We start from the raw sequence: 23,729 nt of genomic DNA, 5'->3' as shown, positions 1-23,729 counted from the left end.
ACAGGGAAAGGTGTATTGGCAGACTACTGGGCTATTTGCTGGCTCTTGAGCGTCTGCTCCAGCGCCTGGACACAGCGCTCTTCGGCAGTGTCCAGCTCGAGCTTCATCTGTTCGATATCCAGCAACTGCTGTTCGAGCTGTTCGCGGCGTTCGCTGATTTTCGCCAGCATGCTGTTGAGCTGTTTGGTGTTACCGCCGGACGGGTCGTAGAGTTCGATCAGCTCGCGGCATTCGGCCAGGGAAAAACCGATGCGCTTGCCGCGCAGGATCAGCTTCAGGGTGACCTTGTCGCGCGGCGAATAGATACGTTCCTGACCACGACGCTCGGGGCTGAGCAGGCCTTGCTCTTCATAAAAACGGATCGCCCGGGTGGTAATGTCCAGCTCGCGGGCGAGGTCGGAAATGCTATAGGTCTGACTGCTCATGAAAGCGCTCGGAAAAGGGGCATGGCGCTAAGCTAATCGGTGGTTTACGTTTACGTCAAGGCTCAGGATCCTCGCTGCGTTTGTCGGACTCTTCGCGAGCAGGCTCGCTCCCACATTCGACCGCGTTCCTTCAGATGAAATGCAATTCATTGTGGGAGCGAGCCTGCTCGCGAAGAACAATAACGCGGTAATAAGCCCTACACTTTCTCCAGCTTCTTCTCCTGCGCCGTCACCTGCTGGCACAACTCGATCATCTGCTCGCGCATCCAGCGATTCGCCGGGTCCTGGTCGGTGCTTTCGTGCCAGTACAAATGCGTTTCCACCGACGGCACATCATTCACCGGCAAATTGAACGACTGCAAATCATGGCGGCGGGCGAAGCGTTCCGGCACGGTCATGACCATGTCGGTCTGCTGCATCACTTGCGAGGCCATCAGATAGTGCTGCGAGCGCAGGGCGATCTTGCGCTGGATGCCCATTTTGCCCAGCGCCAGATCGACATAACCCAGACCGCTGCGGCGGCTGGAAATATGGATGTGAGTCAGCGACAGGTAGTCATCGAGGCTGAGTTTTTCCTTGCTCGCCATTGGGTGGCCCTTGCGCATGGCGCAGACGTAACGGTCGTCCATCAGCTTGACGTGGCGCACCTGCGGGTCGGTGTTGAGCGGCGCATCCACGGCGAAATCCAGACGCCCGGCCGCGAGTTCCTTGGTGGTTTCCCGGCGCTTGGACAGAAAGCTTTCGATGATCACCGTCGGCGCCAGGCGGCGCAGGCGCTGGAACAGTGGCGGCAGAATGATTGCTTCCGTCAGGTCGGTCATGCTGATGCGGTAGGTCTTGACCGCCTGCGCCGGGTTGAAGATGCGACTTTCCTGCACCGACACGCGCAGCAGCGACAGGGCGTTGCGCACCGGGCCGATGATGTTCTGCGCCATCGGCGTCGGCACCATGCCCTGAGCGGTACGCACGAAGAGCGGGTCGTTGAAGGTTTCGCGCAACCGCGCCAGCGCGTTGGACACCGCCGGCTGGGTGATCCCGACAATCTGCCCGGCGCGGGTCAGGTTGGCTTCGGTGTAGATCGCGTCGAAGACGATGAAAAGGTTCAGGTCGACCTTGCTCAGATTCATAACGCGGCTTCTCTTGTTATTAAGTGCAAGTGTTTTGGGGCTGACGATCAGCGGATCATATATTGGTGATGAATGTTTATACACGCCGAGAATAGGCTAGGTAAATGATCAGCGCTGTTCTAGCATCGATTGCATGACTTGAACAACCTCTGCCCGAGAAGGTAACTACCCATGGATTTCGCTTATTCGCCCAAGGTTCAGGAACTGCGTGAGCGCGTGACTGCGTTCATGGACACTTACGTTTACCCGGCCGAAGCGGTGTTCGAACGCCAGGTCGCCGAGGGCGATCGCTGGCAGCCGACCGCGATCATGGAAGAGCTCAAGGCCAAGGCCAAGGCTGAAGGGCTGTGGAATTTGTTTCTGCCTGAGTCCGAGCTGGGCGCCGGCCTGAGCAACCTCGAATATGCGCCATTGGCGGAAATCATGGGCCGTTCCCTGCTGGGGCCGGAGCCGTTCAACTGCTCGGCGCCGGACACCGGCAACATGGAAGTATTGGTGCGCTACGCCAACGAAGAACAGAAACAGCGCTGGCTCGAGCCGCTGCTGCGCGGCGAGATCCGTTCGGCGTTCGCCATGACCGAGCCTGACGTGGCGTCTTCCGACGCGACCAACATGGCCGCCCGTGCTGTGCGTGATGGCGATCAATGGGTGATCAACGGTAAGAAGTGGTGGACCTCCGGCGCCTGCGATCCGCGCTGCAAGATTCTGATCTTCATGGGCCTGAGCAACCCCGACGCGCCGCGTCACGCCCAGCACTCGATGATCCTCGTGCCGGTCGATACCCCCGGGGTGAAGATCGTCCGGCCGCTGCCGGTGTTCGGTTACGACGACGCACCGCACGGTCACGCCGAAGTGCTGTTCGATAACGTGCGGGTGCCGTACGAAAACGTCCTGCTCGGTGAAGGACGCGGCTTCGAAATCGCTCAGGGTCGCCTTGGCCCAGGCCGCATTCACCATTGCATGCGTTCGATCGGTATGGCTGAACGTGCGCTGGAACTGATGTGCAAACGCTCGGTGAGCCGCACCGCGTTCGGCAAGCCGCTGGCGCGTCTGGGTGGCAACATCGACAAGATCGCCGACTCGCGCATGGAGATCGACATGGCGCGTCTGCTGACTTTGAAAGCGGCGTACATGATGGACACCGTCGGCAATAAAGTGGCGAAAAGCGAGATTGCGCAGATCAAAGTCGTCGCGCCGAACGTGGCCTTGCGGGTGATCGACCGGGCGATTCAGATGCACGGTGGGGCAGGGGTGTCGAACGATTTCCCGCTGGCCTATATGTACGCGATGCAGCGCACCCTGCGTCTGGCCGACGGCCCGGACGAAGTGCACCGCGCGGCGATTGGCAAGTTCGAGATCGGCAAGTATGTGCCGAAGGAGATGATGCGCAGCGGTCAGTAACACCGCGTCGCCTCATTCACATTCCCCCCAGTCTGATCGTTCCCACGCTCTGCGTGGGAATGCCGCCATGGACGCTCTGCGTCCACTGTGACGCGGAGCGTCACGGGATGCGTTCCTTTGCTGCGCGTGGGAACGATCAGGCGTCAGGATCAATACACCCAAACCTCAACCCGCCGATTCTTGATCCGCCCTTCGTCCGCGCTGTTGGTCGCCACCGGCATCAGCGCACCAAAGCCGCGTACTTCGCGCATGACCACACCGTTTTTGACCAGCTCGCGCCGCACCGCCATTGCTCGCAGCTTCGACAGCAGATCAGCCCGCGCCGGGTCATCCTTCAAATCACCAAACCCCACCAGCGTCACCGCCCGTTCGGTCTTGCCATTGCGCTTTATATAGTCGAGCACCCGCGCCAGATCCTGCCGCGCCTTGTTGTCCAGACTGGCGCTGCCCTCGGCAAAACGGAAATTCACTGTCAGACGCTGGGCATGCCGGCTGAGGGATTGGTAACCCTCAGGCATCAGCGCATTCGGCGTCACGCTCATGGCTTGTACGGTCTGGCTGACAAAACCGCTGGCCGCGACGATCGCCTGACCCTGCGGGCTCTGTGCGAACGCGGCTAACGCCTGCGCCCACGGATTGCGGCTGTCCGGCGGTAGATAAAAGAACAAGCGCCGCGACAGCGGATAATCTTCGGTGGCGATCAGACTGTTCAGCGGCAGCATCGCTTGCGAGGCGCCATCGGCAATCGCCACGGCTTTGGCCTGACGCACGTAAGGCAAGCCGATGAAGCCGATACCTTGCGGATCGGCGCTGACCGCGTCGGACAATTGCTCGCTGGATTCGAAACGCTTCGCCGCGCTGCTGAGACTTTTCCCACGCCGGCTCAGGACCAGTTCCTTGAACGTGTCGTACGTCCCGGACTGATCATCCCGCGCATATAAATGGATGGCGCCGCCACGGCTACCGAGTTCTTCCCAGGTTTTCACTTCGCCGGCAAAAATCCGCGCCAGTTGCTCGGTGTTCAACTGCTCAAGCGGGTTGGCCGGGTTGAGGATGATCGCCAGGCCGTCGATGGCAATGACTTGCTCGGCCGCCGGGCTTTTCAGATCGCCGAGGGCTTGCAGGGCAAGCAGTTCGCTGTCCTTGATCTCACGGGAAGAGGCGGCCAGATCGGCGCTGGCGTTTTTCAACGCGGCGAAACCGGTGCTGGAACCGTGGGCGGCGACTTCGATGATCACGCGTTGCCCTTGTGCGGTCTGGCCGACGATGCGTTGTTCGTTGGCGGTGTCCGGGGTTTCGCGGTGGATTTTCAGCAGGCCTTGTTCCTGCAACAGGCCTTCGACCAGCGCCGGGCCAAGTTCGGCGCCGATGGTGTTGGAGCCCTGAATGCGTAATGCCGGGCCGTTTTCGGGGATCGGCAGAGCGGCGGCGGACACCGACAGCCAGCCACTCAACAGGAAAACGCAGAGAACACGCAGGGTCATGCCGGCACCGAATCAAGCCAAGGGGATTGCCGGGGAGATTAAGTCAGGCGCGTGACCGAAATATGACAGGGATTGAAGGGTGTAAATATCAATTGTGGTAGCGAGCTTGCTCGCGAAGGCGGCGTATCGGCAACATATCTGATTACTGACACTCCGCCTTCGCGAGCAAGCTCGCTACCACAGGGATCTCAGGCAACTCGCGGATCAGGCCAGCTCAAGCCAGATCGGCGCATGGTCCGATGGTTTTTCCATACCGCGCAGTTCGTAGTCCACGCCGGCATCCTTGACCCGTGGCAGCAGGCCATGGGACGCCAGAATCACATCGATGCGCAGGCCACGCTTCGGTTCATCTTCGAAACCACGGCTGCGATAGTCGAACCAACTGAACATGTCGGTCACCTCGGGGTTGAGGTGGCGATAGCTGTCGGTCAGGCCCCAGTTCTTCAGGCGCGCCATCCACTCGCGTTCTTCCGGCAGGAAGCTGCATTTGCCGGTTTTCAGCCAGCGCTTCATGTTGTCCGGGCCGATGCCGATGTCGCAGTCTTCCGGGGAAATGTTCACATCGCCCATCACCACCAGTGGCTGTTCATTGTGGAACTGGCTTTCCAGCAGCGCTTGCAGATCGCTGTAGAAACGCTCCTTGGCAGGGAATTTGGTTGGGTGGTCGCGGCTTTCACCTTGGGGGAAATAGCCGTTCATGATCGTCACCGGCACGCCGTTGGCATCGGCAAAAGTGCCCCAGATAAAGCGCCGCTGCGCGTCTTCTTCATCGGTGGCAAAGCCTTTATGAATGGTGATCGGTTCGTTGCGCGAGAGCAGGGCGACACCGTAATGGCCCTTCTGGCCATGGAAGTGCACGTGGTAGCCGAGGGCGCGGATGTCATCGTGGGGGAACTGGTCGTCGTGGACCTTGGTTTCCTGCAGGCCGATCACGTCGGGCTGATGTTTTTCGATCAGCGCTGCCAGCTGATGCGGACGGGCACGCAGTCCGTTGATGTTGAAGGAAACAATCTTCATGGTCGGCAGTCCTGGCAAAAGGGCGATGCTAGCTGACATGGGGGAGATGGGCCAGTGTGGGAGAAATCATTTTGGCCTGTGGGATTTGTGATGCCCTATGCAGCGCCTCTGTGGGAGCGAGCCTGCTCGCGAAGAGGCCGGCAAGATCGATGAAGATCCCGACTTGGTCTATACCTGTCAGGGGAACCACATCACCCGCCCAAGGTTCGTACCAACAAGCGCGCCAGCCTCCGAGCGCGCCTCCGGGGAGAATCACTGCAATGCCTGAAACCCAGTCCGCCGTTGCCGACATCCACATGCTCGACCGCGGCTATTCACGCGAAGCCCGCTCGTTGCTGTATCAGGCCTATCGCCACGAGCCGACCTTCGGCTACCTGTTCGAAGCCGAGCGTCCCGGCTACGAACAGCGCGTGCGCGCGACGGTGCGCGAGCTGGTCAAACAGCATTTTCTGCAGGACCTGCCGGCGATCGGCCTGCTGGTCAACGATCGCTTGATCGGCATCGCCCTGATCGCACCGCCGCAACGGCGCCTGGGCGTTACCGAAAGTTGGGCGTGGCGCTTGCGCATGGTGCTCAGCACCGGTTTTCGCTGCACCCGGCGTTATCTGGAATACCACGACGCCGTCGGCGCATGCGTGCCGGGTGACTCGGTGCACATGCTGCCGCTGCTCGGCGTTCACCCGCAGTTTCAGGGCAAGCACTTCGGCGAACAATTGCTCACCGCCGTGCACAACTGGTGCGCGGTCGATGAAACCTCGCAAGGGGTGGTGCTCGACACCGGCAACCCGCGCTACCTGGAATTCTATAAAAGGCAGGGTTATCAGGAGATCGGCGAGGTTGCCGTCGGGCCGGTGCGCGAACACGTATTTTTCCACGCCAATCCGCAGGTGTTACAAACAGCAACGGGATAACGATCGAACTTCTTCACAAATTACCTGTTCTATCAGGCTCCCGAGCCCGTGATAGCATCCGCGCCTATGAAGTTTCCACGAAGATTTACCAGCGGCGTGCTGATGCTGTTATCCAGCTGCGCGGCGCTGGCGCAAAGTGAATTGGATGTACGGATCAAGCCGTCCAACGATGAACTCAAGGCCAATATAGAAGGCTATATCGGCAGCCTCGGCGATCGCGACGAAGAAGCCTTGCTGCGCTTCAGTCGCGGCGCCGAAGAGCAGGCGCGCAAAGCGGCGCAGGCGCTGGGCTACTATCAGCCGCAGATCGACAGTGACGTCAAGGGCGGGGAAAAACCGCGTCTGGTGCTGAACATCGATCCCGGCGAGCCGATTCGCCTGCGCAACGTCACCGTGCGCGTCGACGGCCCGGCGGCCTCGCTGAAATCCTTTCGCGTACCGAAAAGCGACCTGCTCAAGTCCGGCGCCGTGCTCAACCATGGCCGTTACGAAGACGCCAAACGGGTGATCCAGAATCAGGCCTCGCGCTTCGGTTACTTCAGCGGTCATTTCACCAGCCAGAAACTCATGGTCGATCCCCGCGCGGGCGTGGCCGACATCGAATTGATCTACGACAGCGGCCCGCGTTATGCGCTGGGCAAAGTCAGTTTCGAGGGCGACACGCCGTTCGACGAAGACCTGCTGCAACGCATGGTGCCGTTCAAGGCAGGCGAGCCATACGACTCGGAACTGATCGCCGAGCTTAACCGCGACCTGCAATCGAGCGGCTATTTCGAAGGCGTGCGCGTCGATGCAGCACCGACGGCAGCGCAGAACGATGTGATTCCGGTCGCCGTCAAACTCGACACGCGCAAGCCGCGCACCATGGGCCTGGGCCTCGGTTATTCGACCGACGTCGGGCCACGGATCAAGGCCAACTGGACGCGTCACTGGGTCAACCCGCAGGGTGACAGCTATGGCTGGGAGGCCGAGCTCTCGGCGCCCCGGCAGAACGTCGGGCTGTTCTACGACATCCCGCTCGACCCGCCACTGACCGACAAATTGCGCTGGGCCGGTGGCTATCAGTTCGAAGACATCGAAGGCTCCGACACCCTCAGCAAACTGCTGACCTTCGGCCCGGAATGGCACAGCAAGTTGCCCAGCGGCTGGCAGCGGGTGATCTCGCTGAAATGGCAACGTGAAGAATACGAACTCGGCGACGACTCCGGCCTGAGCACGTTGCTGATGCCCGGCATCAGTTATTCGTACCTCAAAAGCGACAACCGCATCGACCCGCGCAACGGCTATCGCCTGAGCTTCGAAAGCAAAGTGGCCAAGGAAGGCCTCGGCTCGGACAACAACCTTTTATATGGCACCGCGCTGGTCAAAGGCCTGACCACGGTGTTCGACAAGCACCGCTTGCTCGGCCGCGTGCAGGTCGGCGGCAGCGCCACCAACGGCTACAACTCGATTCCGCCATCGCTGCGCTTTTTTGCCGGTGGCGATCAGAGCGTCCGCGGTTACGACTATCAGAGCCTGTCGCCGAAAAATTCCGATGGCAAACGGATTGGCGGTCGCTACATGGTGGCCGGCAGCGTCGAGTATCAATACTCGATCGCCGAAAAATGGCGGGTCGCGACGTTCGTCGACCAGGGTAACTCTTTCAATAAACTCGAACTGCCCGACCTCAAGACCGGGGTCGGTGTGGGTGTGCGCTGGGTCTCGCCGGTCGGGCCGATCCGCCTTGACCTGGCCCACGCGCTGGACGACGACGGCGGCATCCGGCTGCACTTTTCCATGGGGCCTGAGCTGTGAAGCGTGGTTTGAAAATAACAGCGCTGACTTTGTTGGCGCTGGTCTTGTTGATCGTCTTGAGCCTGGCCGCACTGCTTGGCACGCAGGCCGGCAGTCGTTGGGCGCTGGGCCTGGTGCCGGGTCTGAGCGTGGAGAATTTCCACGGTCGCCTCGCTGGGCAATGGAGCGCCGATCAGCTGGTGTGGCAGCAGGACACCAGCCGAGTCGAGCTGAACAAGGCGATCTTCGCCTGGTCGCCACTGTGCCTGACGCGCATGACCTTGTGTATCGATCAGCTCAAGGCCGATCAGGTGATCCTGCAATTCCCGCCGAGCGAAGAAACCACCGAGAGCGGCCCGATCACACTGCCGGACCTGCAATTGCCGTTGGCCATTGAACTGGGCGATGTCGAAGTCGGCAGCCTGTTGTTCAACGGCAGCGAACAGCTCAAGGGCTTGCAACTGGCGGCGCACTGGACCGCTCAGGGCCTGCAGATCGACAGCGTGAAATTGCAGCGCGACGAGCTCAGCCTGAACCTGTCCGGCCTGCTGCAACCGAGCGGCAACTGGCCGCTGACGATTCAGGGCGATTTGACTTTGCCGTCTCCCGGCAGCGAGCCGTGGACGCTGGCGCTGAAAGTTGAAGGTGATCTGCTGAAAACCCTCAACCTGCACGCCGACAGCCGTGGCTACCTCGACGGCCAGTTGAACGGAGAACTGCAAGCGCTGGCGGAAAACCTGCCGGCCAAGGTGCGCATCACCAGCGACGCGTTCAAGCCGAGCGCCGATCTGCCGGACACCCTGCAATTCAATCAGCTTGTGCTCACGGGCGAAGGCGACCTGAAAAACGGTTACCAACTGCTCGGCAACGCCACGCTGCCCGCCGAAAAATCGCCAGTGGCGCTGCTGCTCAAGGGCAAGGTCGACGCCAATGGCGCGCAGATCGCCGGCCTCGACCTCAATGCCAACGACACGCAAAGCCTCAAGCTCACCGGCAACGTCGACTGGAGCAAGGGCCTCAGCGCTCAGGCCAATATCAACTGGCAAGACTTCCCGTGGCACCGGCTCTATCCGGAAATCGACGAGCCGCAAGTGACGTTGCGCACCTTTACCGGCGAAGTGTCCTACACCGACGGCCAGTACCTCGGTAATTTCGACGCCGCGCTGGATGGCCCGGCGGGGGCGTTCACCCTGAGCAGTCCGTTCAGCGGCAGCCTCGAACAGATCGCCTTGCCGCAACTGGTCATGCAGGCCGGGCAGGGCAAGGCCGAAGGGCACGTCAATGTGCGCTTCGCCGACGGCATCGCCTGGGATACCGCGCTGGATCTGTCGGCGCTCAACCCGGCGTACTGGGTCGCCGAACTGCCGGGCACGCTGGCCGGGCCGTTGCAGAGCAAAGGCGAGATGAAGAATGATCAGCTCAGCCTCAGCGCCGACCTCGACCTCAAAGGCAAATTGCGCGGCCAACCGGCGATTCTGCAAGCCAAGGCTGACGGCGCGGGCGAACGCTGGAACCTCAATGCCCTGCAGATCCGCCTCGGCGACAACAGCATCAATGGCAAGGGCAGCCTGCAGGACAAACTCGGCGGACAGATCGACATCAAGCTGCCGCGTCTCGCGCAGTTGTGGCCGCAATTGCGCGGGCAGGTCAACGGTCAGGTCAACTTCGCCGGTACGCTGAAGGCGCCGCAAGGCAAGCTCGATCTGCAAGGTTCGCAACTGGCCTTCCAGGACAATCGCCTGCAAAGCCTCAACCTCGACGCCACGCTCGACAGTGCGCAGCGGGCGAAGATCAATCTCAAAGGCAGCGGCATTCAGACTGGCGATACCTCGTTGGGCACCCTGACCGCCAGTGCTCAGGGCGATATCAAAAGCCAGAAACTCAACCTCGACCTGATCGGACCGAAGCTGAAACTGGCGCTGGGGCTGGACGGCAATCTGGACAAGGGCAACTGGCGCGGACGCTTGGCCAGTGGCGACATTCAGGCCGGTGGCCAGGACTGGAAGCTGCAAAGCCCGGCCAGACTGGAACGCCTGGCGGACGGTCAGATCAATTTCGGCGCGCATTGCTGGCTGTCCGGCAATGCCAGCCTGTGTGGCGAAGACCAGCGCCTGATGCCCGAGCCGAAGCTGCGTTATCACCTCAAGCAATTCCCGATCGAAAGCCTTGCGCAGTGGCTGCCCAAGGACTTCGCCTGGCAGGGCCGACTCAACGCCGATCTGCAACTGGACTTGCCGGCGAGCGGCCCGAACGGCGTGGTCAGTGTCGATGCCAGCGGCGGCACCCTGCGCGTGCGCGACAAGGATCAGTGGCTGGATTTCCCCTACCAGACCCTCAAACTCAACAGCAAGCTCACGCCCAAGCGCGTCGACACCGAGCTCAATTTTGTCGGCGGTAAACTCGGCGAATTGCTGGTGCAGGCGCAGCTCAATCCGCTGCCGAAAAACAAACCGCTGAGCGGCTCGTTCCGCCTTTCCGGCCTCGATCTATCGGTGGCGCGGCCGTTCGTGCCGATGGTGGAAAAACTCACCGGCCGGCTCAACGGCAGCGGCGCTATTTCCGGTGGCCTGCTCGCACCGCTGGTCAACGGCACCGTGCAGCTCAGCGACGGCGAGGTGTCCGGCGCCGAACTGCCGATGGAGTTGCAGAACCTGCAACTGACTGCGGCGATCGCCGGCGAATCGATGCGCCTGGACGGTGGCTGGAACAGCGGCAAGACTGGCAAGGGCAGCCTCAACGGCAACGTCGCCTGGGGGCAGGCGCTGGTGGTCGATCTGGCGCTCAAGGGCACGCAATTGCCGGTCAGCGTCGAGCCCTACGCCAAACTGGAAATGGCTCCGGATCTGAAGATTTCCATGGCCGGCGATGAGCTGAAAGTTGCCGGCAAGGTGCTGGTGCCGAAAGGCGAAATCACCGTGCGCGAACTGCCGCCATCAACCGTGAAAGTCTCCGACGACACGATCATCGTTGGCGCGCAGACCGAAGAGGGCAAACCACCGATCGCGATGAAAATGGACATCGACGTAATCGTCGGCCAGGACAAGCTGAGCTTTGCCGGTTTCGGCCTGACCGCGAATCTGCAAGGTCAGGTGCACATCGGCGACAACATGGACACCCGTGGCGAACTCTGGCTCAACGACGGCCGCTATCGCGCCTACGGCCAGCGCCTGACGGTGCGTCGCGCGCGTCTGTTGTTCGCCGGTCCCATCGACCAGCCGTATCTGGACATCGAAGCGATCCGCCAGACCGACGACGTCATCGCCGGTATTCGCCTGAGCGGCAGCGCCGAACAACCGACCACGCAGATCTTCTCCGAACCGGCGATGAGTCAGGAACAGGCGCTGTCGTACCTGGTGCTGGGCCGTCCCTTGAGCACCAGCGGCGAAGATAACAATATGCTCGCGCAAGCGGCATTGGGTCTGGGTCTGATGGGCAGCGCCGGGATCACCAGCGGCCTGGCCAAGGATCTGGGTATTCAGGACTTCCAACTCGACACCCAAGGCAGCGGCAACGACACCAGCGTCGTCGCCAGCGGCAACATCTCGGAAAAACTCAGCCTGCGCTACGGCGTCGGCGTCTTCGAACCGGCCAGCACCATCGCCTTGCGCTACAAGCTGAGCAAGAAGGTCTACGTCGAAGCGGCGAGCGGCGTGGCGAGCTCGCTGGATATTTTCTACAAGCGGGATTTCTAGCTCTCGCTCCCTTCAATGATCGTTCCCACGCTCTGCGTGGGAATGCCTCAAGGGACGCTCTGCGTCCCCGCTCTCAAAAATGGACGCAGAGCGTCCCCGGCTGCATTCCCACGCGGAGCGTGGGAACGATCCCGCGTGGCCGGTCAGTGATTAATTACAAAGCCCCCTAACTATTGCGTTGACATTCGCTGCCTAAGCAGTAACATCTCGACATACATTCACTGCCTAGGCAGTTATCAGGTCGCCCCATGAAGCATTTCACCCCGGAAGAATTCAAACATTGCCACCTCGGCCTGTTGCTCGGTCGTGCCGCGTTGCTCAAGGACCGGATCATCGATACCCACATGGAACCCCACGGCATCACCGCCGCGCAGTTCAAGGTGTTGATCATCATGGCCCAGTTCGGCGTCGACACCCCGGCCGAGCTGTGCCGGCATCTGTCGCTGGACAGCGGGTCGATGACGCGCATGCTCGATCGCCTCGAGCAGAAGGCTTTTCTGCTTCGTCAGCGCAGCGAAGGCGACCGGCGTCAGGTGCAGTTGAAGCTGACCGAGCAGGGCCAGCAACTGGCTGATCGTCTGCCGCACATCGGTGCCGATGCGATGAATGAACTGGCCGGAGCGATCTCCCGCGAAGAGCTGAAAACCCTGGAATACATCCTCAAGAAAATCCTGCTGGCCGCCGGTGACCCGATCACCATCCAGCGTCTAGGTGATCACAATGAGCGCTAACACTTTGCGCAGCAGTCTGACGCTGTTGCTGTCGGCGATGATCCTCGCCGGTTGCGCCAACTACAGCGGGCTCGACACTGAAGGCCAACGCCTCGACGCCGCGCAATTGAAGACAGCGCAGTCTCTCGATGGCGTCACCCTGTCGCCAGCGGCGTGGCCGAAAAGCGATTGGTGGAGCAGCCTCGGTGATCCGCAGCTCGACGGTCTGATCCGCGAAGCCCTGCACGACAGCCCGGACATGCAGATCGCCGCAGCCCGCGCTCATCAGGCCAGTGCCGCCGCCTATGCCGCCGATGCCGAGCGTTATCCGACCCTCGACGCCAGCGCTGGCATCAGCCGTTCGCGGCTGGCTCGTGATCAAGATCCGCTGGGGCAGGGCGGTGCCTATGCGACGGTGCGCAATGTCAGCGCCGGCTTCAATTACAACTTCGATTTGTGGGGCGGTCAGCGCGATGCCTGGGAAGCCGCACTCGGCGAGGCTCGCGCTGCTGAAGTCGACCGTCAGGCGGCGCAGCTGACACTTGCCGCTGACGTCGCCCGTGCGTATAGCGATCTCGGTCAGGCGCACATCGTTTACGACCTTGCCAGCGAAGACCTCAAGCGCACCCGGCAAATGCTCGACCTCAGTCAGCGCCGCTTGAGTTCGGGGATCGACAGCCAGTACCAGTTCCAGCAAACCCAGAGTCTGGAAGCCAGTTCTCAGGCCAGCCTGATCGACGCGGAAAAACGCCTGAACAGCGCGAAAATTGCCTTGGCGGTATTGCTCGGCAAAGGCCCGGATCGTGGCAACGAAATCGCTCGACCGAAAGTTCTGCAAGCCAGCGCCGTGGCGGTGCCGTCGGTGTTGCCGGCGGAACTGCTCGGCCGCCGCCCGGATCTGGTCGCGGCGCGCTGGCGGGTCGAGGCGGCGAGCAAAGACATCGATGCGGCGAAAACCCGTTTCTATCCCAACCTCAATCTGTCGGCCTCGGCCGGCGCCGAGTCGTTGCTGGGTGATGCGATGTTCGGTTCGGCCAGCCGCTTCTTCAACATCGCGCCGACCGTGTCGCTGCCGATTTTCGATGGCGGACGCCTGCGTGCCAACCTTGATGCGCGCGACGCCGATTACGATCTGGCGGTGGCGCAGTACAACAAAAGTCTGGTGAAAGCCCTCGGCGATGTCGGCGATACGATCAATCAGCTGCGCGATATCGGCCGGCAGATCGGCGCGCAGCAACACGCCACCGACATTGCTCAAGACTCTTACAACACCGTCGTCCAGCGTTACGGTTCCGGTATCGGCAACTACCTGGACGTGCTCAGCATCGAGCAGCAATTGCTCCAGACCCAGCGTCAGCTGGCGACCCTCAATGCCGAGCAGATCGACCTGTCGATTCAACTGATGCAAGCGCTGGGCGGCGGCTTTCAGGGTGAAAACCTGAACGCAGCCAACGCCAGCCCAGCCTCGTCGCACCCATAATTCAAGGTACTTGTCATGGCCACTGCCGAAAACACCCAAGCTCAAGACAACACACCGGACACCGGCAACCCGCGCAAACGCAAGGTGATGCTGCTGGCCCTCGCCGTGGTCGTCCTGCTCGCCATTGCCGGCGTCTGGGCCTATCACGAATTCATTGGGCGCTTTAACGAAAGCACCGACGATGCCTACGTCAACGGCAACGTCGTGGAAATCACGCCGCTGGTCACCGGCACCGTGGTCAGCATCGGCGCCGACGACGGTGATCTGGTCCAGGAAGGCCAGGTGCTGGTCAACTTCGACCCCAACGATGCCGAAGTCGGCCTGCAAAGTGCCAAGGCGAAACTGGCGCGCACCGTGCGTCAGGTGCGCGGCCTGTATAGCAACGTCGACGGCATGAAAGCCCAGGTCAATGCGCAGCAGGCCGAAGTGCAGAAGGCCCAGGACAACTACAACCGGCGGAAAAACCTGGCTCAGGGCGGGGCGATTTCCCAGGAAGAGCTGTCCCACGCCCGCGACGACCTGACCTCGGCGCAGAACGCTCTGGCCAACGCCAAACAGCAACTGAAAACCACCAGCGCACTGGTCGACGACACCGTGGTCTCGTCGCATCCGGACGTAATGTCGGCGGCTGCCGATCTGCGTCAGGCCTATCTGACCAATGCCCGCAGCACCTTGATCGCGCCGGTCACCGGTTACGTCGCCAAGCGCACTGTGCAACTCGGTCAGCGCGTGCAGCCGGGCACCGCGCTGATGGCGGTGATTCCGCTGGATCAGCTGTGGATCGACGCCAACTTCAAGGAAACCCAACTGCGTGACATGCGCATCGGTCAGCCAGTGGATATCGAGGCCGATATTTATGGCAGCGACGTGAAATACAGCGGCACCGTCGACAGCCTCGGCGCCGGTACCGGCAGCGCATTTGCCTTGCTGCCGGCACAGAACGCCACCGGTAACTGGATCAAGATCGTCCAGCGCGTGCCAGTGCGTATCCACATCAATGCCCAAGAACTGGCCAAACACCCGCTGCGTGTCGGTCTGTCGACCAATGTCGAGGTCAATCTGCACGACCAGAGCGGCCCGGTGCTGGCCCAGCAACCGCCGCAGAAAGCCTCGTTCAGCACCAACGTCTACGAGCGCCAACTGGCCGAAGCGGATGCGATGATTGCCCAGTTGATTCACGACAACAGCGCAGCAGCAGGCAAGACCGCACAGCGCTGAGAGCACACCGGATCAGAAGCAGGCTCTGTGGTGAGGCGTTATCTGTGGCGAGGGGATTTATCTGTGGCGAGGGGATTTATCCCCGCTGGACTGCGCAGCAGGCCCGCTTTTCCTGAGCCAAAAGAGGGGCCGCTTCGCGACCCAGCGGGGATAAATCCCCTCGCCACAAGGGCCTGTTACCACAGGGCCGGCTGTGTTCATCAGGCCGCAGCGACCATCAGGTTTCATAGGATTCACAATGAGCAATAACGCTTCTTTCACGCCGCCCAGCCTGTTGCTCAGCACCATCGGCCTGTCGCTGGCGACGTTCATGCAAGTGCTCGACACGACCATCGCCAACGTGGCGCTGCCGACGATTTCCGGCAACCTCGGGGTGAGTTCGGAGCAGGGCACCTGGGTCATCACCTCGTTCGCCGTGAGCAACGCGATTGCGCTGCCGCTGACCGGTTGGCTGAGCCGCCGCTTCGGCGAGGTGAAGCTGTTTCTGTGGGCGACGATGCTGTTCGTGCTGGCGTCGTTTCTCTGCGGTATCTCGACTTCGATGCCCGAGCTGATCGGCTTTCGCGTGCTGCAAGGCCTGGTGGCCGGGCCGCTGTATCCGATGACGCAGACGCTGTTGATCGCGGTGTATCCGCCGGCGAAACGCGGGATGGCCCTGGCGCTGCTGGCGATGGTCACGGTGGTCGCGCCGATTGCCGGGCCCATTCTCGGCGGCTGGATCACCGACAGTTACAGCTGGCCGTGGATCTTCTTTATCAACGTGCCGATCGGCATCTTTGCGGTGATGGTGGTGCGTTCGCAACTGGCGAAACGGCCGGTGGTGACCAGTCGCCAGCCGATGGATTACGTCGGCCTGATCACACTGATCATTGGCGTCGGCGCGTTGCAGGTGATCCTCGACAAGGGCAATGACCTGGACTGGTTCGAGTCGAATTTCATCATTGTCGGCGCGGCGATTTCCGTGGTCGCCCTGGCGGTGTTCGTGATCTGGGAAATGACCGACCGCCATCCGGTGGTCAACCTGCGCCTGTTCGCCTATCGCAACTTCCGCATCGGCACGCTGGTGCTGGTCTTGGGTTACGCAGGCTTCTTCGGCATCAACCTGATCCTGCCGCAGTGGTTGCAGACGCAAATGGGCTACACCGCGACCTGGGCGGGACTTGCCGTGGCGCCGATCGGGATTCTGCCGGTGCTGCTGTCGCCGTTTGTCGGCAAATACGCGCACAAGTTCGACCTGCGTCTGCTCGCCGGCATTGCGTTTCTGGCGATTGGCCTGAGCTGCTTCATGCGTGCCGAGTTCACCAACGAAGTCGACTTCCAGCACATCGCGCTGGTGCAGTTGTTCATGGGCATCGGCGTGGCGCTGTTCTTCATGCCGACCCTGAGCATTCTGATGTCGGACTTGCCGCCAAGCCAGATCGCTGACGGCGCAGGCCTGGCGACTTTCCTGCGGACACTGGGCGGCAGCTTCGCAGCCTCACTGACCACCTGGATCTGGATTCGCCGGGCCGATCAGCATCATGCGTATATGAGCGAGAGCATCAGCACGTTCGAGCCAGCTACCCGCGAGACCTTGAATCAGTTGGGTGGGGCGAGTCAGTCGGCGTATGCGCAGATGGATCAGATCCTCACCAGCCAGGCGTACATGCTCTCCACCGTGGATTACTTCACGTTGCTGGGCTGGGGATTCATGGGGTTGATTCTGATCGTGTGGCTGGCAAAACCGCCGTTTGCCGCCAAGGCCGGGCCTGCCGCCAGCGGGCACTGATCCCGCAAGATCGTTCCCACGCTCTGCGTGGGAATGCCTCAACGGACGCTCTGCGTTCGGCTCTGGATGGGACGCGGAGCGTCCCGGGCTGCATTCCCACGCGGAGCGTAGGAACGATCATGCGCTCGGGGCAGGGAGGGCGGGTGGCGGGGCGAAATCGAACGGCGCCAAGGCATACCCGCTCTCATCCACCTGCAACGCCCAACCCTGACGATCCCAATCCCCCAGCACAATCCGCTTCGCCGCCTGCTCACCAAGCTGCAACTTGTGAATTGCCGGGCGGTGGGTGTGGCCGTGGATCAGAGTCTTCACGCCGAATGCCTGCATCACTCGCGGAATCTCTTCCGGGGTGACATCGACGATGTCATTGGCCTTCATCCGCGTCTGTGCACGGCTTTCGCTGCGTAGCTTGCGCGCCAGTTTGTGGCGGCTGCTCAGCGGCAGATGACGGAGGATGAACAGGGTGATCGGGTTGCGCAGGTAGCGGCGCAGTTTCATGTAGCCAACATCGCGGGTGCACAGGCTGTCGCCGTGCATCAGCAGCACCGGTTCGCCGTAGAACTGCACGACACTCGGGTCCTTCAGCAAGGTGCAGCCGGCCTGTTTGCAGAAGGCCTTGCCGAGCATGAAATCGCGATTGCCGTGCATCAGAAAGATGGCCGTGCCGCTGTCGCTCAAATCGCGCAGGGCCTGGCAGATGGAACGCTGAAAGGGCGTCATGGCGTCGTCGCCAATCCACGCCTCGAAGAAGTCGCCGAGGATGTACAACGCACTCGCCGAGCGCGCGCGTCCGGCGAGCAAATCCAGAAACGCCCGGGTAATGTCCGGGCGCTCCTCTTCCAGATGCAAGTCTGAAATCAGCAATATCACGCTGCGATGATCTCGGCTTTCTCGATGATCACGTCGTCTGCTGGTACGTCCTGGTGGCCGGCCTTGGAAGTGGTCGACACGCCTTTGATCTTGTCGACAACGTCGGTGCCGGCGGTCACTTTACCGAATACCGCGTAGCCCCAGCCCTGAGTGGTCTTGCCGCTGTGGTTGAGGAAGGTGTTGTCGGCGACGTTGATGAAGAACTGTGCCGAAGCCGAATGCGGCTCCATGGTGCGGGCCATGGCGACGGTGTATTTGTCGTTGGAGAGACCGTTGTCCGCTTCGTTCTGGATGCTTGCGCGCTTGTCTTTCTTCTCTTTCATGCCTGGCTCGAAACCGCCGCCCTGGATCATGAAGTTGCCGATGACGCGGTGGAATACGGTGTTGGTGTAGTGACCGGCGTTGACGTACTCGATGAAGTTGGCAACGGTGATCGGCGCCTTTTCAGCGTTCAGTTCGATGACGATGTCGCCATGGTTGGTGGTCAGTTTGACTTGAGTCATGGTCATTACTCTTCATAGGGAATTCGTGGTTCTGGGACATTGAGCCCCACAACCGGTTCAGCCTGCTTCGGCCAAGGTGCGCAGTTTAGCGTGACAGGCGCGAATTTCGAGGCGGTTTTTCATTTCCCGGCGATTAAATGCGTGCCTTTATAAGAGCTGCTCTGTCAGGCCCTTGACAGCATCGGCTATGATAGCGGCTTTGTTTTGTCTGGCCCCTCTTTGCGGCCGCGCACCTGTACGTCAAGGATCCTATGAGCAAGCCCACTGTCGACCCTACCTCGAATGCCAAGTCCGGCCCTGCCGTGCCGGTCAACTTCCTGCGGCCGATCATCCAGGCAGACCTGGACTCGGGCAAGCACACCCAGATCGTGACTCGCTTCCCGCCGGAGCCCAACGGCTACCTGCACATCGGCCACGCCAAGTCGATCTGCGTCAACTTCGGCCTGGCCCAGGAGTTCGGTGGCGTCACGCACCTGCGTTTCGACGACACCAACCCGGCCAAGGAAGATCAGGAATACATCGACGCGATCGAAAGCGACGTCAAATGGCTGGGCTTCGAATGGTCCGGTGAAGTGCGCTACGCCTCGCAGTATTTCGACCAGTTGCACGACTGGGCCGTCGAGCTGATCAAGGCCGGCAAGGCCTACGTCGACGACCTTACCCCGGAGCAGGCCAAGGAATACCGTGGCAGCCTGACCGAGCCGGGCAAGAACAGCCCGTTCCGTGACCGTTCGGTTGAGGAAAACCTCGACCTGTTCGCGCGCATGAAGGCCGGTGAATTCCCCGACGGCGCGCGCGTGCTGCGGGCGAAGATCGACATGGCCTCGCCGAACATGAACCTGCGCGACCCGATCATGTATCGCATCCGCCACGCGCATCACCACCAGACCGGCGACAAGTGGTGCATCTACCCGAACTACGACTTCACTCACGGGCAGTCGGACGCCATCGAAGGCATCACCCATTCGATCTGCACCCTCGAGTTCGAAAGCCACCGTCCACTGTACGAGTGGTTCCTGGAGAACCTGCCGGTGCCGGCGAACCCGCGCCAGTACGAGTTCAGCCGCCTGAACCTGAATTACACGATCACCAGCAAGCGCAAGCTCAAGCAACTGGTTGACGAGAAGCACGTCAACGGTTGGGACGATCCGCGGATGTCCACGCTGTCGGGCTTCCGCCGCCGTGGCTACACGCCGAAATCGATCCGCAACTTCTGCGAAATGATCGGCACCAACCGTTCCGACGGCGTGGTCGATTTCGGCATGCTCGAATTCAGCATCCGTGACGACCTCGATCACAGCGCACCGCGTGCCATGTGCGTGCTGCGTCCGCTGAAAGTGGTCATCACCAACTACCCGGAAGGCCAGGTCGAAAACCTCGAACTGCCACGCCACCCGAAAGAAGACATGGGCGTGCGCGCGCTGCCGTTTGCCCGGGAAATCTACATTGACCGTGAAGACTTCATGGAAGAGCCGCCGAAGGGCTACAAGCGCCTGGAACCGGCCGGTGAAGTGCGTCTGCGCGGCAGCTACGTGATCCGCGCCGACGAAGCGATCAAGGACGCCGACGGCAACATCGTCGAACTGCGTTGCTCGTACGACCCGGACACCCTCGGCAAGAACCCGGAAGGGCGCAAGGTCAAAGGCGTGATCCACTGGGTGCCGGCCGCCGCCAGCGTCGAGTGCGAAGTGCGTCTGTACGATCGCCTGTTCCGTTCGCCGAACCCGGAAAAAGCCGAAGACAGCGCCAGCTTCCTCGACAACATCAACCCTGACTCGCTGCAAGTGCTGACCGGTTGTCGCGCCGAGCCATCGCTCGGCAACGCACAGCCGGAAGACCGTTTCCAGTTCGAGCGCGAAGGCTACTTCGTCGCAGACCTGAAGGACTCGAAACCCGGTCAGCCGGTATTCAACCGTACCGTGACCCTGCGTGATTCGTGGGGCCAGTGAGTGAGTCAAGGAACTAACGTGCTAACGATCTACAACACGCTCAGCAAGAGCAAAGAAGTCTTCAAGCCGCTGGATGGCAACAAGGTGCGCATGTACGTCTGCGGGATGACCGTTTACGACTACTGCCACCTCGGCCACGGCCGCAGCATGGTCGCGTTCGACCTGGTGACCCGCTGGCTGCGCTTCAGCGGTTACGACCTGACCTACGTGCGCAACATCACCGACATCGACGACAAGATCATCAATCGTGCCCGTGAGAACGGTGAGTCGTTCGAAGCGCTGACCGAGCGCATGATCGCCGCGATGCACGAAGACGAAGCGCGCCTGAACATCCAGAAGCCGGACATGGAACCGCGCGCCACCGATCATATCGCCGGCATGCACGCAATGATCCAGACCCTGATCGACAAGGGCTACGCCTATGCGCCGGGCAATGGCGACGTGTACTACCGCGTCGCCAAGTTCATGGGCTACGGCAAGCTGTCGCGCAAGAAGATCGAAGATTTGCGCATTGGCGCGCGCATCGAAGTCGACGAGTCGAAACAAGACCCGCTCGACTTCGTCCTGTGGAAAGCCGCCAAGCCGGGCGAGCCGAGCTGGGAATCGCCATGGGGCGCCGGGCGTCCGGGCTGGCACATCGAGTGCTCGGTGATGTCGACCTGCTGCCTCGGCGAGACCTTCGACATTCATGGCGGCGGCAGCGATCTGGAGTTCCCGCACCACGAAAACGAAATCGCCCAGAGCGAAGCGGCCACCGGCAAGACCTACGCCAACGCGTGGATGCATTGCGGCATGATTCGCATCAATGGCGAGAAGATGTCCAAGTCCTTGAACAACTTCTTCACCATCCGCGACGTGCTCGACAAGTACCACCCGGAAGTCGTGCGTTACCTGCTGGTGTCGAGCCACTACCGCAGCGCGATCAACTACTCGGAAGACAACCTCAAGGACGCCAAGGGCGCACTGGAGCGTTTCTACCATGCGTTGAAAGGCCTGCCGAGCGTGGCGCCGGCCGGTGGCGAAGCGTTTGTCGAGCGTTTCACCACGGTGATGAACGACGACTTCGGCACCCCCGAGGCGTGCGCCGTGCTGTTCGAGATGGTGCGCGAGATCAACCGTCTGCGTGAGAGCGATCTCGATGCAGCGGCGGGGCTGGCGGCACGTCTGAAAGAACTGGCGAGTGTGCTCGGTGTGTTGCAGTTGGAGGCGGATGACTTCCTGCAGGCCGGCGCTGAAGGGCGGGTCGATGCGGCTGAAGTCGATGCACTGATTGCGGCGCGCCTGGCAGCTCGGGCGGCGAAAGACTGGGCCGAGTCAGACCGGATTCGTGATCAGCTGACGGCGATGGGTGTCGTGCTGGAAGATGGCAAGGGTGGGACTACCTGGCGTCTGGCTGACTGAGGCCCGAAGCCCCTACCAAGATCATTCCCACGCTCTGCGTGGGAATGCCTCAACGGACGCTCCGCGTTCGGCTCTGTAGGGACGCAGAGCGTCCCGGGCTGCATTCCCACGCAGAGCGTGGGAACGATCGACTTTCAATGCACGACACAAATGCCCTGTGGGTCATTCAGCCTGCCGTAACCGCTTGTACAGCGTATTCCGACTCACCCCCAACCGCCGCGCCAGATGCGAAATATTCCCCCCGGCCGCCTTCAACTCCCTGTTCAACGCCTCAACATCATTCAAATCCAGCCCCAGCGGCGCCGCTGTCTCCACCGGTTCCATCTCCAGGTCGACAAAAAAATCATCCGGCAGATGCTCAGCCCGCACCGGTTGTTCCTCGGCCATGGCCAGCGCTACCTGCATCACGCTGCTGACCTGACGCAAATTCCCCGGCCACGGATGCTTTTCAAACAGCTCCAATACCTCCTGGCTCAGCCCCGCCCATTGCGTCGGCTCGCGATGTTGCTCCCACAGCCGTTTGAACAGCGCCTGCTTGTCACTGCGCTCGCGTAACGGCGGCAGCTCCAGGGTCAGGCCGCCGATGCGGTAGTACAAGTCTTCGCGAAAGCGGCCCAGTTGTACCTGCTCGCGCAACGATCGGTTGGTCGCGGAAATGATCCGCAGATCTACCGGAAACAACTCGCTGCTGCCCACCGGCTGCACGCAGCGCTCCTGCAACACGCGCAACAAACGCGCCTGAGTTGGCAGCGGCATGTCACCGATCTCGTCGAGAAACAGCGTGCCTTTGTCGGCCTTGCGGATCAGGCCGATGCTGCCTTTCTGGTTGGCCCCGGTGAACGCGCCTTTCTCGTAACCGAACAACTCGGACTCGACCAGTTCAGCGGGGATCGCTGCGCAATTCACCGCGATGAATGCCTGTTTGCTCCGCGAGCTGGCCTGGTGCAAGGCTTTGACGAAGACTTCCTTGCCGACGCCGGTCTCACCGTGAATCAGTAGCGGAATGTCTTTCTCCAGCAAGCGCTCGGCCTGGCGCACGGCTTTTTCCACGCGACTGTCGCCGAAATGCAGCGTATTGAGGCTGATCCCACTGGCCGCAGGCTTGTCCTCGGCGACAAATACCCGCGCCTGCACCGGTGCCTGTTTCGGCCGTTTCAGCAAGCACTGGAAACGGTTGCGTCCGGAGGTCTGCAAGGCAAACGGCAGACCTTCGGGCTGATTGATCAACTCTAGCAGCGACACCTTGAACAGGCTTTCAACGCTGACGCGGGACAAACGCACACCGAGCAAATTGTCGGCGCGGCGATTGGCCGACAGCACCTGTCCGCTCTCATCGAAAATCAACAACCCGGCCCACTGGCTGTCGAGGTTGTTCAACCCGGTGTTGAAGGTCAGTTGAAAATGCTGGCCATGGAACAGGTTGAGGATCAGCCGGTTCTCCACGGTCTGGCTCATCATCTTGACCATTCCGAGGGTGTGCGAGGGCGGCAGGTAGCTGTCGCTGGAGACATCGAGCACGGCGATGACCTTGCGCTCGGCGTCGAAAATCGGCGCGGCGGAGCCGGTCATGAAGCGGTTGGCCTTGAGAAAGTGTTCGTCGTGTTCGATGTGCACCGCCTGCTCACAGGCCAGTGCGGTGCCGATCGCGTTGGTGCCGCTGCTGCGCTCCATCCAGCTCGCCCCGGCCTGAAAGCCCCGGGCCAGATTCGGTTCGATAAAGCGCTGTGTGCCCCATGAGGTCAGCACCTGGCCCTGATTGTCGGCAAGCATGATCAGGCAGTTGGAATTGCTGAGGATGTTTTCGTAGTAGGGCAGGACTTCCTGATGCGTGGTCTGCACCAGCGAATGATGGCTGTCGAGCAACCGCGCAATGCCGGCGGCGGGCAATTGATCGAAGGCCGGGGCGCTCTGGTGGTCGAGGCCGAACGCGCGGCAACGTTGCCAGGAGGTCTGGACGATCGCGTCGTGGGACAGCGGCGAAGCAGGTGCGGCCATGGGGC

Annotated in this window: 17 protein-coding genes; 10 read left to right on the top strand and 7 right to left on the bottom strand. The window is 61.3% G+C overall.

Going from position 1 to position 23,729, the window contains the following annotated elements; translation table 11 throughout:
* Positions 1-23 precede the first annotated feature (23 nt).
* Positions 24-425, bottom strand: a complete 402-nt coding sequence (locus OK411_RS18350; protein ID WP_041477108.1) for a MerR family transcriptional regulator — start codon at positions 423-425, stop codon at positions 24-26.
* A gap of 197 nt (positions 426-622) precedes the next feature.
* The gene (locus OK411_RS18345; protein WP_136493755.1) at positions 623-1,552 is read right to left on the bottom strand and encodes a LysR family transcriptional regulator; all 930 of its coding nucleotides are present in this window, start codon (positions 1,550-1,552) and stop codon (positions 623-625) included.
* 171 nt (positions 1,553-1,723) lie between these two features.
* Between OK411_RS18345 and OK411_RS18340 the strand changes: the two genes are divergently transcribed.
* Entirely contained in the window at positions 1,724-2,953 is a 1,230-nt protein-coding gene (locus tag OK411_RS18340) for an acyl-CoA dehydrogenase (RefSeq protein ID WP_024013435.1), read from the top strand.
* A 149-nt stretch (positions 2,954-3,102) separates the two neighbouring features.
* On the opposite strand, the gene OK411_RS18335 is transcribed toward OK411_RS18340, so the two are convergent.
* Together OK411_RS18335 and xthA are read right to left on the bottom strand one after the other, a co-directional pair.
* The gene (locus OK411_RS18335) at positions 3,103-4,437 is read right to left on the bottom strand and encodes a phosphate ABC transporter substrate-binding/OmpA family protein (RefSeq protein WP_264365485.1); all 1,335 of its coding nucleotides are present in this window, start codon (positions 4,435-4,437) and stop codon (positions 3,103-3,105) included.
* A 204-nt stretch (positions 4,438-4,641) separates the two neighbouring features.
* Positions 4,642-5,454, bottom strand: coding sequence for an exodeoxyribonuclease III (gene xthA / locus OK411_RS18330; protein ID WP_122508098.1), 813 nt, complete (start codon positions 5,452-5,454; stop codon positions 4,642-4,644).
* A gap of 260 nt (positions 5,455-5,714) precedes the next feature.
* Between xthA and OK411_RS18325 the strand changes: the two genes are divergently transcribed.
* The 7 genes from OK411_RS18325 to OK411_RS18295 all read left to right on the top strand — a co-directional run bounded on the left by OK411_RS18325 (position 5,715) and on the right by OK411_RS18295 (position 17,006).
* Positions 5,715-6,365 (top strand): GNAT family N-acetyltransferase, encoded by a 651-nt coding sequence (locus OK411_RS18325; RefSeq protein ID WP_122750591.1) that lies wholly within the window; start codon positions 5,715-5,717, stop codon positions 6,363-6,365.
* Positions 6,366-6,431: 66 nt separating this feature from the next.
* Positions 6,432-8,159: an autotransporter assembly complex protein TamA gene (locus OK411_RS18320; RefSeq protein ID WP_016775302.1), complete on the top strand. Its 1,728-nt coding sequence runs from the start codon at positions 6,432-6,434 to the stop codon at positions 8,157-8,159.
* Positions 8,156-11,830: a translocation/assembly module TamB domain-containing protein gene (locus OK411_RS18315; protein ID WP_264365484.1), complete on the top strand. Its 3,675-nt coding sequence runs from the start codon at positions 8,156-8,158 to the stop codon at positions 11,828-11,830. Before OK411_RS18320 ends, OK411_RS18315 begins: the two co-directional genes overlap by 4 nt.
* 248 nt (positions 11,831-12,078) lie before the next feature.
* Positions 12,079-12,561, top strand: a complete 483-nt coding sequence (locus OK411_RS18310) for a MarR family winged helix-turn-helix transcriptional regulator (protein ID WP_016775300.1) — start codon at positions 12,079-12,081, stop codon at positions 12,559-12,561.
* Positions 12,551-14,020: an efflux transporter outer membrane subunit gene (locus OK411_RS18305; protein ID WP_264365483.1), complete on the top strand. Its 1,470-nt coding sequence runs from the start codon at positions 12,551-12,553 to the stop codon at positions 14,018-14,020. The genes OK411_RS18310 and OK411_RS18305 overlap by 11 nt, the downstream gene beginning before the upstream one ends.
* Before the next feature lie 15 nt (positions 14,021-14,035).
* Positions 14,036-15,238, top strand: a complete 1,203-nt coding sequence (locus OK411_RS18300; RefSeq protein ID WP_122603069.1) for an HlyD family efflux transporter periplasmic adaptor subunit — start codon at positions 14,036-14,038, stop codon at positions 15,236-15,238.
* Positions 15,239-15,476: 238 nt separating this feature from the next.
* Positions 15,477-17,006, top strand: coding sequence for a DHA2 family efflux MFS transporter permease subunit (locus tag OK411_RS18295; RefSeq protein WP_039763332.1), 1,530 nt, complete (start codon positions 15,477-15,479; stop codon positions 17,004-17,006).
* Positions 17,007-17,123: 117 nt separating this feature from the next.
* Here the strand turns inward: OK411_RS18295 and lpxH are convergent, their stop codons facing one another.
* Together lpxH and OK411_RS18285 are read right to left on the bottom strand one after the other, a co-directional pair.
* Entirely contained in the window at positions 17,124-17,876 is a 753-nt protein-coding gene (gene lpxH, locus OK411_RS18290) for a UDP-2,3-diacylglucosamine diphosphatase (RefSeq protein WP_024013425.1), read from the bottom strand.
* The gene (locus OK411_RS18285; RefSeq protein WP_038862220.1) at positions 17,873-18,379 is read right to left on the bottom strand and encodes a peptidylprolyl isomerase; all 507 of its coding nucleotides are present in this window, start codon (positions 18,377-18,379) and stop codon (positions 17,873-17,875) included. Before OK411_RS18285 ends, lpxH begins: the two co-directional genes overlap by 4 nt.
* Before the next feature lie 251 nt (positions 18,380-18,630).
* On the opposite strand from OK411_RS18285, the gene OK411_RS18280 reads away from it, so the two are divergent.
* Positions 18,631-20,328: a glutamine--tRNA ligase/YqeY domain fusion protein gene (locus tag OK411_RS18280; protein WP_024013424.1), complete on the top strand. Its 1,698-nt coding sequence runs from the start codon at positions 18,631-18,633 to the stop codon at positions 20,326-20,328.
* 18 nt (positions 20,329-20,346) lie between these two features.
* Positions 20,347-21,729 (top strand): cysteine--tRNA ligase, encoded by a 1,383-nt coding sequence (gene cysS, locus OK411_RS18275; protein ID WP_122612129.1) that lies wholly within the window; start codon positions 20,347-20,349, stop codon positions 21,727-21,729.
* Positions 21,730-21,891: 162 nt separating this feature from the next.
* On the opposite strand, the gene OK411_RS18270 is transcribed toward cysS, so the two are convergent.
* Entirely contained in the window at positions 21,892-23,724 is a 1,833-nt protein-coding gene (locus OK411_RS18270) for a sigma-54-dependent Fis family transcriptional regulator (protein ID WP_264365482.1), read from the bottom strand.
* Positions 23,725-23,729 lie beyond the last annotated feature (5 nt).

Source organism: Pseudomonas sp. RG1 (assembly GCF_025910115.1).
Taxonomy (GTDB): Bacteria; Pseudomonadota; Gammaproteobacteria; order Pseudomonadales; family Pseudomonadaceae; genus Aquipseudomonas; species Aquipseudomonas atacamensis.
The sequence above is the reverse complement of the archived record's forward strand: the minus strand, read 5'-3'. Positions and strand labels throughout refer to the sequence as shown.